Origin of the sequence: Mesorhizobium sp. NZP2234 (assembly GCF_013170765.1) — a bacterium.
Lineage (GTDB): Bacteria > Pseudomonadota > Alphaproteobacteria > Rhizobiales > Rhizobiaceae > Mesorhizobium > Mesorhizobium loti_D.
On record NZ_CP033364.1, the window covers coordinates 2524975 to 2538068 of the forward strand.

14 protein-coding genes are annotated in these 13094 nt (G+C 64.3%); 5 read left to right on the forward strand and 9 right to left on the reverse strand.

Annotated features, from left to right (window positions below; translation table 11 throughout):
• The first annotated feature begins 8 nt into the window (after nt 1-8).
• The gene (locus tag EB230_RS12405) at nt 9-1118 is read left to right on the forward strand and encodes a mandelate racemase/muconate lactonizing enzyme family protein (RefSeq protein WP_172372496.1); all 1110 of its coding nucleotides are present in this window, start codon (nt 9-11) and stop codon (nt 1116-1118) included.
• A 14-nt stretch (nt 1119-1132) separates the two neighbouring features.
• Nucleotides 1133-1276, forward strand: coding sequence for a hypothetical protein (locus EB230_RS12410; RefSeq protein WP_196772395.1), 144 nt, complete (start codon nt 1133-1135; stop codon nt 1274-1276).
• 109 nt (nt 1277-1385) lie between these two features.
• Here the strand turns inward: EB230_RS12410 and EB230_RS12415 are convergent, their stop codons facing one another.
• The 5 genes from EB230_RS12415 to EB230_RS12435 all read right to left on the reverse strand — a co-directional run bounded on the left by EB230_RS12415 (nt 1386) and on the right by EB230_RS12435 (nt 6411).
• Nucleotides 1386-2180, reverse strand: a complete 795-nt coding sequence (locus EB230_RS12415; RefSeq protein WP_056578537.1) for an ATP-binding cassette domain-containing protein — start codon at nt 2178-2180, stop codon at nt 1386-1388.
• Nucleotides 2180-3277, reverse strand: coding sequence for an ABC transporter permease (locus tag EB230_RS12420; RefSeq protein WP_056578534.1), 1098 nt, complete (start codon nt 3275-3277; stop codon nt 2180-2182). The genes EB230_RS12415 and EB230_RS12420 overlap by 1 nt, the downstream gene beginning before the upstream one ends.
• Nucleotides 3278-3335: 58 nt before the next feature.
• A complete protein-coding gene (locus EB230_RS12425) occupies nt 3336-4292 on the reverse strand; it encodes a sugar ABC transporter substrate-binding protein (RefSeq protein ID WP_172372497.1) in 957 nt (318 codons plus the stop codon).
• 113 nt (nt 4293-4405) lie between these two features.
• A complete protein-coding gene (gene iolE, locus EB230_RS12430; RefSeq protein ID WP_172372498.1) occupies nt 4406-5305 on the reverse strand; it encodes a myo-inosose-2 dehydratase in 900 nt (299 codons plus the stop codon).
• The gene (locus tag EB230_RS12435; protein WP_246738939.1) at nt 5302-6411 is read right to left on the reverse strand and encodes a Gfo/Idh/MocA family oxidoreductase; all 1110 of its coding nucleotides are present in this window, start codon (nt 6409-6411) and stop codon (nt 5302-5304) included. The genes iolE and EB230_RS12435 overlap by 4 nt, the downstream gene beginning before the upstream one ends.
• 106 nt (nt 6412-6517) lie before the next feature.
• Between EB230_RS12435 and EB230_RS12440 the strand changes: the two genes are divergently transcribed.
• Entirely contained in the window at nt 6518-7987 is a 1470-nt protein-coding gene (locus EB230_RS12440) for a PLP-dependent aminotransferase family protein (protein ID WP_172372501.1), read from the forward strand.
• 37 nt (nt 7988-8024) lie between these two features.
• On the opposite strand, the gene EB230_RS12445 is transcribed toward EB230_RS12440, so the two are convergent.
• Both EB230_RS12445 and EB230_RS12450 read right to left on the reverse strand, forming a co-directional pair.
• Entirely contained in the window at nt 8025-9227 is a 1203-nt protein-coding gene (locus EB230_RS12445; protein ID WP_172372503.1) for an MFS transporter, read from the reverse strand.
• 148 nt (nt 9228-9375) lie between these two features.
• The gene (locus tag EB230_RS12450) at nt 9376-9834 is read right to left on the reverse strand and encodes an Lrp/AsnC family transcriptional regulator (RefSeq protein WP_056578518.1); all 459 of its coding nucleotides are present in this window, start codon (nt 9832-9834) and stop codon (nt 9376-9378) included.
• Between the two features lie 170 nt (nt 9835-10004).
• On the opposite strand from EB230_RS12450, the gene EB230_RS12455 reads away from it, so the two are divergent.
• Both EB230_RS12455 and EB230_RS12460 read left to right on the forward strand, forming a co-directional pair.
• Nucleotides 10005-10739: an AzlC family ABC transporter permease gene (locus EB230_RS12455; protein WP_172372505.1), complete on the forward strand. Its 735-nt coding sequence runs from the start codon at nt 10005-10007 to the stop codon at nt 10737-10739.
• The gene (locus tag EB230_RS12460) at nt 10736-11035 is read left to right on the forward strand and encodes an AzlD family protein (RefSeq protein WP_172372507.1); all 300 of its coding nucleotides are present in this window, start codon (nt 10736-10738) and stop codon (nt 11033-11035) included. The genes EB230_RS12455 and EB230_RS12460 overlap by 4 nt, the downstream gene beginning before the upstream one ends.
• Before the next feature lie 30 nt (nt 11036-11065).
• Here EB230_RS12460 and ugpC read toward each other — a convergent pair whose 3' ends face one another.
• Both ugpC and EB230_RS12470 read right to left on the reverse strand, forming a co-directional pair.
• Nucleotides 11066-12124, reverse strand: a complete 1059-nt coding sequence (gene ugpC, locus EB230_RS12465) for a sn-glycerol-3-phosphate ABC transporter ATP-binding protein UgpC (protein WP_056578511.1) — start codon at nt 12122-12124, stop codon at nt 11066-11068.
• Between the two features lie 10 nt (nt 12125-12134).
• Complete coding sequence (locus EB230_RS12470) at nt 12135-13067, reverse strand: 3-keto-5-aminohexanoate cleavage protein (RefSeq protein WP_172372509.1); 933 nt, start codon at nt 13065-13067, stop codon at nt 12135-12137.
• Nucleotides 13068-13094: the final 27 nt, after the last annotated feature.

Sequence of the window (13094 nt, forward strand, 5' to 3'; positions counted from 1 at the left end):
GAGAGAAGATGCGCATCGACCGGATCAACGTCTACACGGCGCGGCTGCCCGTCAAAGGCGGCGCCTATCGCATGGCCAGCGACGACGTAAAGTCGCTGGACAGTACCCTGGTCGAGATCGTGACGGATGACGGCCTGACCGGCTGGGGCGAGACCTGCCCGATCGGACCGATCTACCAGCCGCATCACGCGCTCGGCGCCCGCGCCGCGATCGCCGAAATTGCCCCAGGCCTGATCGGCGCGGAGATTGCCTCGATCAGGCTTCTGGCGAAGCGGATGGACGAGCGCCTGAACGGGCATGGCTACGCCAAGGCCGCGTTCGACATGGCCTTTCTCGACCTCCTCGGCCAGAAGCTCGGCGTGCCCGTGTCGACGCTTCTGGGCGGCGCGCTCACGGATCGCGTACCGGCCTACTATTCGCTGATCGTCGGCCCGCCGGATGAAACGGCCAGGATCGCGGCCGACAAGGTGAAGGCAGGCTATCCGCGTCTGCAGGTCAAGATTTCGGGGCGTAATCTCGAAGAGGACGTGGCCACTGTCCACAAGGTCTGGGAGGCGGTCGGCTACAAGGCGCGCATCGCTGTGGACGGCAACAGAGGCCTGACGGCGGCCGCGGCAATCCATCTCGACAGGCTCTGCCAGGCGATCCCTTTCGTCCTAGAACAGCCCTGCAACACCATGGACGAGGTCGCGACGCTGAAGGGTCGCGTCACACATCCGGTCTATCTCGACGAGAGCACCGAGGACCAGAACGTGGTGCTGCGGGCGATCTCGCTGGGCATCGCGGATGGTTTCGGCTTCAAGGTCACCCGCCTTGGCGGCCTCACCAAGATGACGACCGTGCGCGACCTTTGCGCCATCCGCTCGCTGCCGCACAGCTGCGACGATGCCTGGGGAGGCGACATCATCGCGGCGGCCTGCGTTCATCTCGCGGCGACCGTCGAGCCGCGCCGGATGGAAGGCGCATGGATCGCCCAAGAGTATATCGACGGGCATTTCGACCCTGGCAATCCGATTGTCATCCGCGAGGGGCATATCGCCGTGCCGCAGCGGCCAGGCCTGGGCGTGAAGCCCGAGCCCGGCATGTTCGGCCAGCCGATCGCCACATACGGAGTCTGATCAGAGCAGGGGCGGTGCATATCGAGGCATCCCCCGACATCGAGGCACAAGCATTCATGGCGACCGTATACGGAGCCATGCCTGCGGCCCGGGCGTTTGATGACCCGGAACGTTTCGACGTGATTGTGGAAACGCTTTTTCGTCGCATCCGCGCCTGATGCCTGGCGCCAATGGCTGCCTCGAGCGGCAAGGCAGCCATGCGCGCCTTCGCCCGCGTGAGTGCTTGTTTGGCGGCGCGTTTCGTTGCCGGCAAAGGCGCGCCGCGCCTCAAGCCGGGCCGTTCTTGGCCGATTTTGCCAATTCCTGTTCCAGGTCCACCAGTTCCTTGCCGCCGGCCATCAGATTGAGCAGCTGATCGCGGTCGATTTCGCCCTTGGCGTAGGTGCCGGTGCTCCGGCCGCGCTTCAAGAGCGTGAAGCGGTCGCCCACGACATAGGCGTGATGGACGTTGTGGGAAATGAAGATGACGCCGATGCCGCGCGCCTTGGACTGGACGATGAGCTTCAGGACCACGGATGCCTGATGGACGCCCAGCGCCGATGTCGGCTCGTCGAGGATCAGCACCTTGGCGCCGAAATAGACGGCACGCGCAATGGCCAGGCATTGCCGTTCGCCGCCCGACAGCGTGCCGACGGGCTGTTCGGGATCACGCAGCTGGATCCCCATGGCCGACATCTCGTCATGGGCGGTGCGGTTGGCGAAGTCGCTGTCGAACTGGCTGATCGGCCCGAACTTGCGCATCGGCTCGCGCCCGAGGAAGAAGTTGCGCGCCACGCTCATCAGCGGCACCAGCGCCAGGTCCTGGTAGACCGTGGCGATGCCGCTGTCGCGGGTATCGGCGGGCGAGGCGAACCGTGTCGGCTTGCCCTGGACGCGGATTTCGCCTTCGTCCGGCGTGTAGACGCCCGATAGCGTCTTGATCAGCGTCGACTTGCCGGCGCCGTTGTCGCCGAGCAGGCAATGCACCTCGCCGGGACAGACATCGAAAGACACGTCCTTGAGTGCGACGACCGAGCCGAAATATTTGCTCACCGATTTCAGTTCGACATAGGGCTCGGCCATCACCGGCTCCTCATGGCGCGGTTGCGTACATAGCTGTTGAACAGCACCGCGATGACCATCATGGCGCCCATGAACAGCTTGAACCAGTCCGTATCGATGCCGGTGTAGAAGATGCCCATCTGCACCACGCCGAAGATCAGGGCGCCGAACATGGCGCCGATGGCCGATCCATAGCCGCCGGTGAGCAGCGTGCCGCCGATGACGACGGCAATGATGGCCTCGAACTCCTTCTGCGTGCCGCGCAGCGTGTCGGCCGAGCCGGTGACCAGCACCTGGATCGCCGCGAACAGGGCTGCCGCGAGGGCGGTCATGACGAACAGCGTGATCTTGGTGCGCGCCACCGGCACGCCGAGATTGCGCGCGGCATTGGCTTCTCCGCCGGCGGCGAAGATCCAGTTGCCGAAGCGGCTGCGCGTCAACAGCCAGGTGCAGGCCAGTGTCAGCACGATCCACCACACGATCGACACCGGAATGCCTGATATGGACGGCAGGCCGTCCGCCCGCTTGCCGATCAGGCCGATGTCGGAAAGCCAGGCGATCAGGCCGGAGAACACCTGCCCCGAGAACAGGCTGTTGAGCGGATCGTGCAACGCCAGTTCGTGCACGCCCGACACCTGGGTTCGCCCTGAAATGCCGCGCGTGAGGCCGAGCGTGAGGCCACGCAGCATGAACAGGCTGCCGAGCGTCACGATGAAGGAGGGCAGGCCGGTCCTGACGACGGCGAGCCCATTGAGCGCGCCAATGCCGCCACAGACGGCGAAGGTGAACAGCAGCGAAAGCCAGATCGGCCAGCCCCAGAACACGGAAGGGATGGCGATGAGAATGCCGGCAAAGCCGATCATCGAGCCGACCGACAGGTCGAACTCGCCGGCGATCATCAGCAGGGCCACGGGTGCGGCGAGAATGCCAAGCTGGGCCGAGACTTCGAGGAAGTTGACGATGCCCTTGGCACTGAAAAGTCCCGAGCTTCCCGCCGTGACGGCGAAGAACACGAAGACCAGCACGGTGCCGGCCGCCGCGCCAAGTTCCGGCCTGCTCAACAGGCGGCTCAGGCGTGAGACCGACCGGACCCGCTCGTCGCGAATCTCTGAAACCATGACTGCTTTTGCCCTTCAGCTAGTAAAAGCGGCCGGAGCGAAGCCCCGGCCGCCAATGTCAGCGCTTGCCGAGTTTCGACAGCTCGATAACCGAGGCGGCGGTGTCCTTGGTGACGAAGCCGGGGCCGGTCGGATAGTCGGCGATCGGCATGATCTTGTACTTCTTCCAGAGGTCGAACATGGCGACCGGGATGTAGCCCATGGCATATTGCTGGGCGTCGATGCCCCATTCCATCTTGCCGGCGACGACGGCCTGCAGGATCGTGGGGGAGAGATCGAACGTGCCGGTTTTCACCTTGCCCGAGAGGCCCATTTCATCAAGGGCGGCCAGCGTTGGCTCGGCGCCGCTGGCGCCGACGGCGAGGATGAACTGTGTGTCGGCATGAGCGGTCATGTAGGCGATCACGCGGTTCTTCATTTCGGTCGGGTCGATGACGCCGTTCATCACGGGGACGTCGACCCCCAGACCCTTGGCAAAGCCGGCGCAGCGGTCGTCAAGGCTCGAATTGCCGACCTCATGGTTGGCGCAGACCGCCTTGGTGAGCCCGAGCGCCTTGATGCGCTCTCCGGCCATGACACCCGCCTGGAATTCATCCTGCCCCATGAACAGCAGGCCGCCAAGGTCATGGGTGAGCTTCGAGCCGCCGGAATCGATGACGATCACCGGGATGCCGGCGGCGACCGCGTTCTTGACCGGCGTCGAAAGGGCGGCCGCGTCGGGGACCGAGACAACCATGCCGTCGGGCTTCGAGGCCGTGATGGCGTCGATCATCTGCGCCATCTTGGCCATGTCGAAGGTTTCGGGCGCCAGATATTCGGCCTTGACGCCCAGGGTCTTGGCGGCATCGTCCATGCCGTTCTTGACCACCGACCAGTAGGGGTCGCCGCTCTGGCCATGGGTGACGAACACCACGCGCGTCTCGTCGGCGGCCGCAAGGGTCGTGGCCGCCGCCATCATCGTGAAGCCGGCCAGCAGGCCAAGCGCAGGCTTTACTAATTTCGCAAGCGAAAACATAGAACCTCCTGTTTGTTTTCCGCCGCCGCAATTACGGTCGGCGGTTCCAGTTGCCCCTTTATTCCAGTTCCATTCCTCAGCACTGGTTCCCTGGGGGCCGCACGCGGCCCCAATCATTCAATGACGGTAAATCCGGCTTCCTTCGCCATGCGCGACAGGTTCTGGAAGCCCATTGTCGCATAGGTCAGGGGGATCGCCCTGCTGGGATCCTGCTCGGCCTCGACGACCAGCCAGCCGCTGTAACCATTGTCGGCCAGCACGCGCAAAATAGTGGGATAGTCGATGGAGCCGTCGCCGGGAACGGTGAAGATCCCTTCCATGACCGCGCCCATGAAACTCATGTCCCTGGCGCGGGCACGCTCGAGCACGGCCTTGCGGGTGTCCTTGCAATGCACATGCACGACGCGTTTGACCTGCGCCTTGATCAGGGCCAGCGGGTCGCCGCCCGAAAAGATCGAATGGCCGGTGTCGTAGAGCAGGCCGACCGCTTGGCCGGTGTGGCGCATCAATAGGGCCACCTCGGCATCGGTCTCGACGATGGTCCCCATATGGTGGTGAAAGGCCATGCGCACGCCGAAATCCGCCATCCGTTCGGCCAGCGCCGTCAGCTTGCGGCCATAGGCCGGCCATTCCTCCGCGCTGAGGACCGGGCGCTGCGAGATCGGCCCCCAGATGGCGTTGTGGCGCCCGCGCGAGGTGTCGGCATAGACAACATGAGTCGAGCCCATATCCTTCAAAAGTTGGAGATGCGGCGTGATCGCATCCATCTCCGCATCGACATCCTTCTCGTCGCAACGGCCATCATACCAGCCTGAAACCACCGCAAGGCCATGGCGCTGCATGATCGGCTTCAGCTCGGCCGACCGGCGCGGAAACTTGCCGCCAAGTTCGGTGCCGGAATAGCCGGCCTGCCTGGTTTCTGCCAGGCACACCTCCAGCGGCGTGTCGCCGCCGAGTTCCGGCACGTCGTCATTGGTCCAGGTGATCGGATTGATGCCGATGCGAACCTTCACGGGCGAACTCCTGATTGCTTCGACTGGGCAAGGTGATGGCGGGCGAGGCCGGCCAGCAGCGTCATGTCGCGGCGGGCATGCTCGGCGGTGTTGCGCACGGGCGTGCCTTCGACGATCGCCGACCAGAAGCCTTTCAGCTCCTCGACGAACGCCTCCTGGTAGCCGCTGCGGATGTCCGCGCTGGAAAGCGTGTGGCCGCGGCCGGTGCGAACCGTCAGCCGCGTCGGCTGGTGGTTGAGATAGGGCGAGGGGAATTCCAACTCGAGCGAGGCGTCGTCGAAGTAGAGCGTGATGCGCTCGCGATAGTCGGGCAGCTTCGGAATGGCGACATGCACCATGGTCCACAGCGCCTGGCCGTCGAGCAGCCTGACCGTCCCCTGGCCGCCTTCGCCTCTGGCGAAAAGCGAGGCGCCGACAATTTCGCCATCGGCGACGCCGAGCGCATCGAGCAACCCATGGACAGCGTTCACGTCATGTACAATCGAGGAACAATAGGCGCCGACAAAGCCTCGAAAGGCCTCGGGATCATCGATGCCGGGCACCGCGCGGTCCACCTGCTCGCGCTGCTTGGCTTCGGTCGAGGCAACCAACCCCTCCGCGACGTCGTCACCCCGGCAAGTGGAGGTGTGCCGGATGAAGGGCCAGGCGTCGGGATCGTTGACCTCGACCGAAATGTAGCGAAGCGTCCGCGCCGTGCCCGGCAGCATTTTCAGCGCCGCCTCGTAGCTCGGGTCGAAACGCTTCATGTAGCCGACCTGGAGCACCTTTCCGGCGCGATCCCTGGCGGCGATCAATTCGTCGATGTCCGCGGCGCTGTAGCAAAGCGGCTTTTCGCAGAAGACATGCAGCCCGCGGGCGAAGGCGGCGAGAGTCTGTTCGCGGTGCAGCGCGTCCGGCGAGGCGATGACCACGGCATCGAGCGGCATCGCGAGAAGCGCGTCGAGATCAGGGAATGTCTCGAGGCCGAATTCCTCGCCGACGAAGGCACGGACCTTGCGCGACGGATCGTAGACGCCAACGATCTTGAACTGCCGGTGCAACTTGAGCAGATTCGGTATGTGCTCGACCTGGGCGACGCCACCCGCCCCGATCACTCCCACTTTCATGCACTGCATCGGCCAGCCCCATCTGAATCCGAACGCTTTTTTCTTGAGCCTAGGACGCCTTTGGTTCCATTGTTAGAACCAGATTCCATTGATTTTCGGGAACCAGATGAAGACCAGTTTTCCCATCGACGGCATCGCCCTGGATCGCGACGGTCCCGTCAATCTGCACCGGCAGCTCTATGTCCAGTTGCGCGGCCTGATCGAACGGCGCGTGCTGCCGAGCGGCCATGCGCTGCCCTCGACACGGGTCATGGCACGGGATCTGAATGTGGGGCGCAACACGGTGATTGCCGCTTGCGACCAGCTCGCGCTGGAGGGCTACCTGGCCATACGGCCACGCAGGCCTTCGGTGGTCATGGACCTGCCGACCCGTTCAGTGGCAGCGGAACATGTGTCTGTCGAGGACGCCAATCCGTTATCGCTGCGCGGGCAGACGATGCTCGCCCAACCCTATCATCATGGCCGGCCGGGCATGCTCGCCTTTCATCCCGGCATGCCGGATCCGGACAATTTCCCGTTCAACACCTGGTCCAAACTGCTCAGCCGCCGCGCCAAATTCGCGCATATCGATCTTTTCGGCACCTATCACGTCAAAGGCTATCCGCCGCTTTGCGAGGCGATAGCACGCTACCTCACCGCCTCGCGCGGGGTGAAGTGCACCGCCGAGCAGATCGTGGTGACCAATGGCGCCCAGTCGGCCTTCGATCTGCTGGCCCGGTTGCTGATCGATGAGGGCGACACGGTGTGGATGGAGGAGCCGGGCTATTATGGCGCCGGTTCAGCCTTTGTTTCGGCCGGGGCGAAACTGGCGCCGCTGCGCGTCAGCAATGCAGGCTGGAACCTCGATCCGCCGCCTGTCATTCCGCGCATGATTTTCGTGACACCCTCCTGCCATCACCCGCTCGGCATGACCATGCCGATGGAACAGCGGCTCAATCTGTTGCACATGGCCGAGACCTGGCGCTCGTGGATCATCGAGGACGACTATGACGGCGAGTACCGGTTTCAGGGACAACCTATCCCGGCCCTGCAAGGCATCGGCGCGTCAAACCGGGTGGTGTATGTCGGGACCTTCGCCAAGATCCTTTTCCCGGCCATGCGCCTCGGCTTCATGGTGGCGCCCAAGGCGATCGATCACACGATCGTCTCGGCGCTGAGCGTCAGCGGCCAGTTCGCCCCGTTGCTGACCCAGGCCGCGCTCGCGGATTTCATGAATGAGGGGCATTTCACCCGCCATCTCAGGCGCATGCGGCGTCTCTACGCGGAGAGGCGGCAGTTCTTCCTGGAAAGCGCGCAAAGGCATCTCGGGGAATGGCTGGATTTCCACACGACCGAATCCGGCATCCAGGTCGTCGGGATTTTCCGCGGCAGATGCAGCGACAGGGCCGTTGCCGAGGCGGCCCTCCAGCAAGGCATCAACGTCTCGGCGTTGTCGATCCAGTACCGCCATGGCACGGAGCAGAACGGTCTTGTCATGGGCTTCGCGGCGGCCGATGCGCAGACGACCGAAAAGACGATGCAGAAGTTTCGCACCGTGCTGCAAAGCCATTTTTCGCGAATGAACGATCTCGGCTGAAAACCGGGATCGTTCGTTGTTTCGAAGACAGCGGCTCCTACGCCGCCTGCAATTCCCGTCGCGGCAGCGGCGGAAAGGCTATCGCTATGCCCGCCGCTCCGAGTCCGATCAGGGCCGAGCCGATGAAAAGCCAGTGATAGCTGGCGTAGGCGTCGAAGATCATTCCGCCGGCGAGCGGTCCCAAGGCCATGCCGAGGCTGGACAGCATGGTGGCGGCGCCGAACACGGTGCCGAGGATACGCTGGCCGAAATATTCGCGCGCCAGCACGGCATAGAGCGGCATGACGCCGCCATAGGTGGCGCCGAAGATGACGGCCAGCATATAGAACTGGTCGAGCTGGCTGATCGAGAGATAGGCGGCGATGACGATCGCCTGGATCGCGAGGCCGGCGACCAGCACCGGCTTGACGCCCATCCGGTCGGCCAGCACGCCGTAGAGAAGCCTGCCACCCAGGCCGGCGAGACCCTCGACACTGTAGATCGTGACCGCCGCCATGGGCGCGACGCCGCACAGCATGGCATAGCTCACCATATGGAAGATCGGGCCGGAATGGGCCGCGCAGCAGGCGAAAAAGGTCAGCCCGAGCACGATGAACTGCGGCGAGCGCAGCGCCTGGCCGACGCTCATGCCCGCACCCTCGGCGACCGGCGCGGAAGCCACATCGGCAACAGGGGGCTTGGGCGGCTGGCGCACCAACAGCACCGCCGGCAGCAACAGCACCCAGGCCATGATGCCGATATCGAACATGGCGGCGCGCCATTCATAGGCCGAGATGAGCCAGCGGGCGAAGGGCGAGATCGTCATCGGGGCGACGCCCATGCCGGCGGAGACCAGCGAAACCGCGAGGCCGCGGTGGGTGTCGAACCAGCCCGTGGTCAGCGCGATCATCGGCGCGAAGAAAGCGCTGGCGGCAAGTCCGACGAGGACGCCATAGGTGATCTGGAAGGTCAGGAGCGAGCCGGCGCGGCTGGCCAGTATCAGCGCCAGCCCTAGCAGCACGGCACCGATCGTCACGACGAGACGGGCGCCGAAGCGGTCCGAAAGGGCACCCCAGGCGAAGCCGCCAAGGCCCATCACCAGGAAGTTGAGCGTCATGGCGCTTGATATGCCGGCGCGCGACCACTGCGTGTCGAGCGCCATCGGCTCAAGAAAGATCGCCAGCGAAAACATCGTGCCGATGGCGACACAGGACATCAGCGCGCCTGCCGCGACGATGACCCAACGATAGGAAAGGTTCATGCAAATCTCCCATGCCAGAGCGCAGCGCCGAGCGCTGCTTGCGTCCGAAGGACGCTTCCGTCGAGGCCGATCCTACAATCTGGTTGCATTTTTTATCCAGTTTGGAATGGCGCTGTTTTCCAGCTGCCCCCGCGCCTTGCGGGCGCTGTCAGATCGGCAGTTCCAGCGTGTATTTGATCGTCTGGCTGGGGACGTCGGTCTTGACGTTCTGGACGCCCTTGATGCGGCTCAGATGCTCCGACTGGAAGCGGCGGTAGTCGTCGATGCTAGCCGCCACGATGCGCACCATGGCGTCGCAGTCACCCAGCATCAGGTAGCATTCCATGACCTGGGGCAGCTTGGCCACTTCGGTGGCGAAATGCTCGATCGTGTCCTCGTCCTGTGCCTTCAGCCAGATGCGGGTGAAGAAGGTGAGGCCCTTGCCGATGCTGGCCGGGTTGAGCACGGCGACATAGCGGTCGATGACGCCGGCTTCCTCCAGCAGCTTGACGCGCCTCAGGCAAGGCGAGGGCGACAGGCCGACCTCGTTGGCCAGATCGTTGTTGGCCATGCGGCCGTCGCGCTGCAGCGCGCGCAGGATGCGTTTGTCGATGTCATCCAGCTTCATGGCTCACAATTCCATTTTATTGGCCATGCGTGACATCAGATGCCAAAATTGAACGACATACAACAATCTTCGCACCCAAATTGCGGAGAAACGTGGGTACATTTGCCGCCGGTATCATGAGAGTTCGAACCCAGGGAAGCGGCGGCCGCGAGGCCGGCCGATGGCAAGCCATGAGCATTTCACAGGCAGTCGAAGCGGCGGGCGATGGTTCGGGGTCAGAGTTCCGCCGCGGCGTGGCATCCTGCGCGCCGGTGCTGTTCGGTACCATTCCCTATGCGCTGGTGCTTGGCGCCCAGGCGACCCAGAAAGGACTGAGCCCGGTCGAATTGTCCATGATGACCGGGCTGAATTTCGCCGGCGGCTCGGAATTCGCGGCGATCCAGTTGTGGACGTCACCGCCGCATATCCTTCTCATCGTCGCCATCACCTTCCTGGTCAACAGCCGGCATCTGCTGATGGGGGCGGCGCTCGCGCCGTTCCTGCGCGACCTGCCGCGGGGCAAGGTGTTTCCGGCGCTGTTCTTCCTGTGCGACGAAAGCTGGGCGCTGGGCCTGGCCGACGCCAAACGGCGTGCCGCGGCGGGCATCACTCCGGCCTTCAGCCCCCGCTACTACATGGGCGCGGCCCTGGCGATGTATCTGACCTGGGTGGCCTTCACCACGCTGGGCGCCTTGCTCGGCCCGATGCTCGGCCATGTCGAGACCTATGGTTTCGACATGGCGTTTCCGGCCGTCTTCCTGGTGCTGATGCGCGGCATGTGGAAAAACGTGGCGGCGGCGCGGCCCTGGCTGGTCAGCCTGGTCGTCGCAGCCCTTGCCTATCTCCTCGTTCCCGGCGCCTGGTATGTCGCGGCGGGCGCGGTGTCGGGGCTGCTTGCTGCCTGGTTGATGGCAGGTGACGCATGATCGGCATGGCAACCCTGCTCACCATCGTGCTGATGGCCGGCGTCACCTATCTCACGCGGATCGGCGGCTATGTCGTGCTGCGCAACCGCGTGCTCAGCGCGCGCGCCACGGTGGTGATGGAAGCCGCACCGGGCTGCGTGCTGATCTCGGTCATCGCGCCGGCCTTCGTGTCGCGGAACCTAGCCGACCTTCTGGCGCTGGCGATCACCTTCGTCGCCGCGACGCGGTTGTCCATGCTGCCGACCGTGTTGATCGGGGTCGCTTCGGCGGGTCTGCTCAGGCATTTGATAGGCTAGCCCCGGCAAACTCCGGCATGGTGCCTGCGTCTACTGGACCGTGGACGTGATGCGCCGACCCTTGGTGTCGAACAGATGCAATTGGGTCAGGTCCGGCGCCAGGAAAACCTGCTGCCCAGGCATCACGGGAATCCGCTCGCGCAACAGCGCGCTCAGCGTGTTGTTGCCGGCCCTGGCCATGACCAGCGTTTCAGAGCCGGTCGGCTCGACCACTTCGACCACGGCCGGCACGCCGCTGTCGGCGAGCCTGAGATGTTCAGGGCGGATGCCCCAGGCTGAAGCGCTTTCGCCCTGTTCCAGCGCCGGCAAGGGAAACACGGTGCCGTCGCCGGCCGTGAAGCCGTCCGCCGTCGTGCGGCCCTGCAGGATGTTCATCGACGGCGAGCCGATGAACTGGGCAACGAACAGATTGGCTGGCCGGTCATAGAGATCGAGCGGGGCGCCGACCTGTTCGACGATGCCGCCATTCATGACGACGATCTTGTCGGCCATGGTCATGGCTTCGACCTGGTCGTGGGTGACATAGACGATGGTGGTTCCCAGGCGCTGGTGCAGCGCCTTGATTTCGGTGCGCATCTGCACACGCAGCTTGGCGTCGAGGTTGGAGAGCGGCTCGTCGAACAGGAAGACCTTGGGATCGCGCACGATGGCGCGGCCCATGGCGACACGCTGGCGCTGGCCGCCGGAGAGCTGGCGCGGGTAGCGGTCCAGCAGATCCTGCAGCCCGAGGATCGTCGCGGCGCGCGCGATCTTGGCGTCGGTCTCGCTCTTGTCGGTCTTCTTCAGGGTCAGCGCGAAAGCCATGTTCTCGCGCACCGTCATATGTGGATAGAGCGCGTAGTTCTGGAACACCATGGCGATGTCGCGCGATTTCGGCGCGACGTCGTTGATGATTTTGCCGTCGAGCGCGATTTCGCCGGCGCTGATGTCTTCCAGCCCGGCGATCATCCTGAGCAAGGTCGACTTGCCGCAGCCGGACGGGCCGACCAGGATGACGAATTCGCCCGACGCGATATCAACCGACACGCCGTGGATGACCCGCGCCTTGCCATAGGCCTTCTCGACATCGGATATGGTGACCGCACTCATTTGTCGTTCCTCAGAAAGAGACCGTGTCGCCGCCCTTGAGCTGCAAGATCTGCCGCGCCTCGTCGGGGGTGGCGACCGAGGCGCCGAGACCCTCGATGATCTGGCGCACCTTCATCACCTGCTCGGCGTTGGATTTCGCCAGTTGGCCCTTGCCGATCCACAGCGAGTCCTCCAGCCCGACACGCACATTGCCGCCGAGCGCAATCGCCTGGGTGGCGATCGGCAACTGACTGCGGCCAGCGCCCAGCACCGACCATCGGTAGTCCTGTCCGAACAGGCGGTCGGCGGTGCGCTTCATATGCGCGACATCCTCCGGATGCGTGCCGATGCCGCCCAATATGCCGAACACGCTCTGGACGAAGAACGGCGCCTTGACCAGGCCGCGCTCGACGAAATGGGCCAGCGTGTAGAGATGGCCGATGTCATAACATTCGATCTCGAAACGCGTGCCGTTTTCCGCGCAGGTGCGCAGGATGTGTTCGATGTCGCCAAAGGTGTTGCGGAAGATGCGGTCGCGCGAGCCTTCGAGATAGGGCCGTTCCCAGTCGTGCTCGAAGGTCTTGAAGCGTTCGAGCATGGGATAGAGGCCGAAATTCATCGAGCCCATGTTGAGCGAGGCAACCTCCGGCGCGAAGGTCGCCGCCGGCTTGACCCGCTCCTCGACGCTCATCGTCGCCGCGCCGCCGGTGGTGATGTTGACCACGCAGTCGGAGCGCTGCTTGATCACTTTCAGGAAGGGCGCGAAGGCCTCGGTCGACTGGTCGGGCCGGCCATCGGCGGGATTGCGCGCATGCAGATGAACGATGGCCGCACCGGCCTCGGCCGCGCCGATCGCGGCGTCGGCGATCTCCTGTGCGCTGACCGGCAGATGCGGCGACATGGACGGCGTGTGGATCGACCCGGTGACCGCGCAGGTGATGATGATCTTGTTCTGGTTCGCCACTTGAAAGGATCCTCGCTTGTTTGCCCG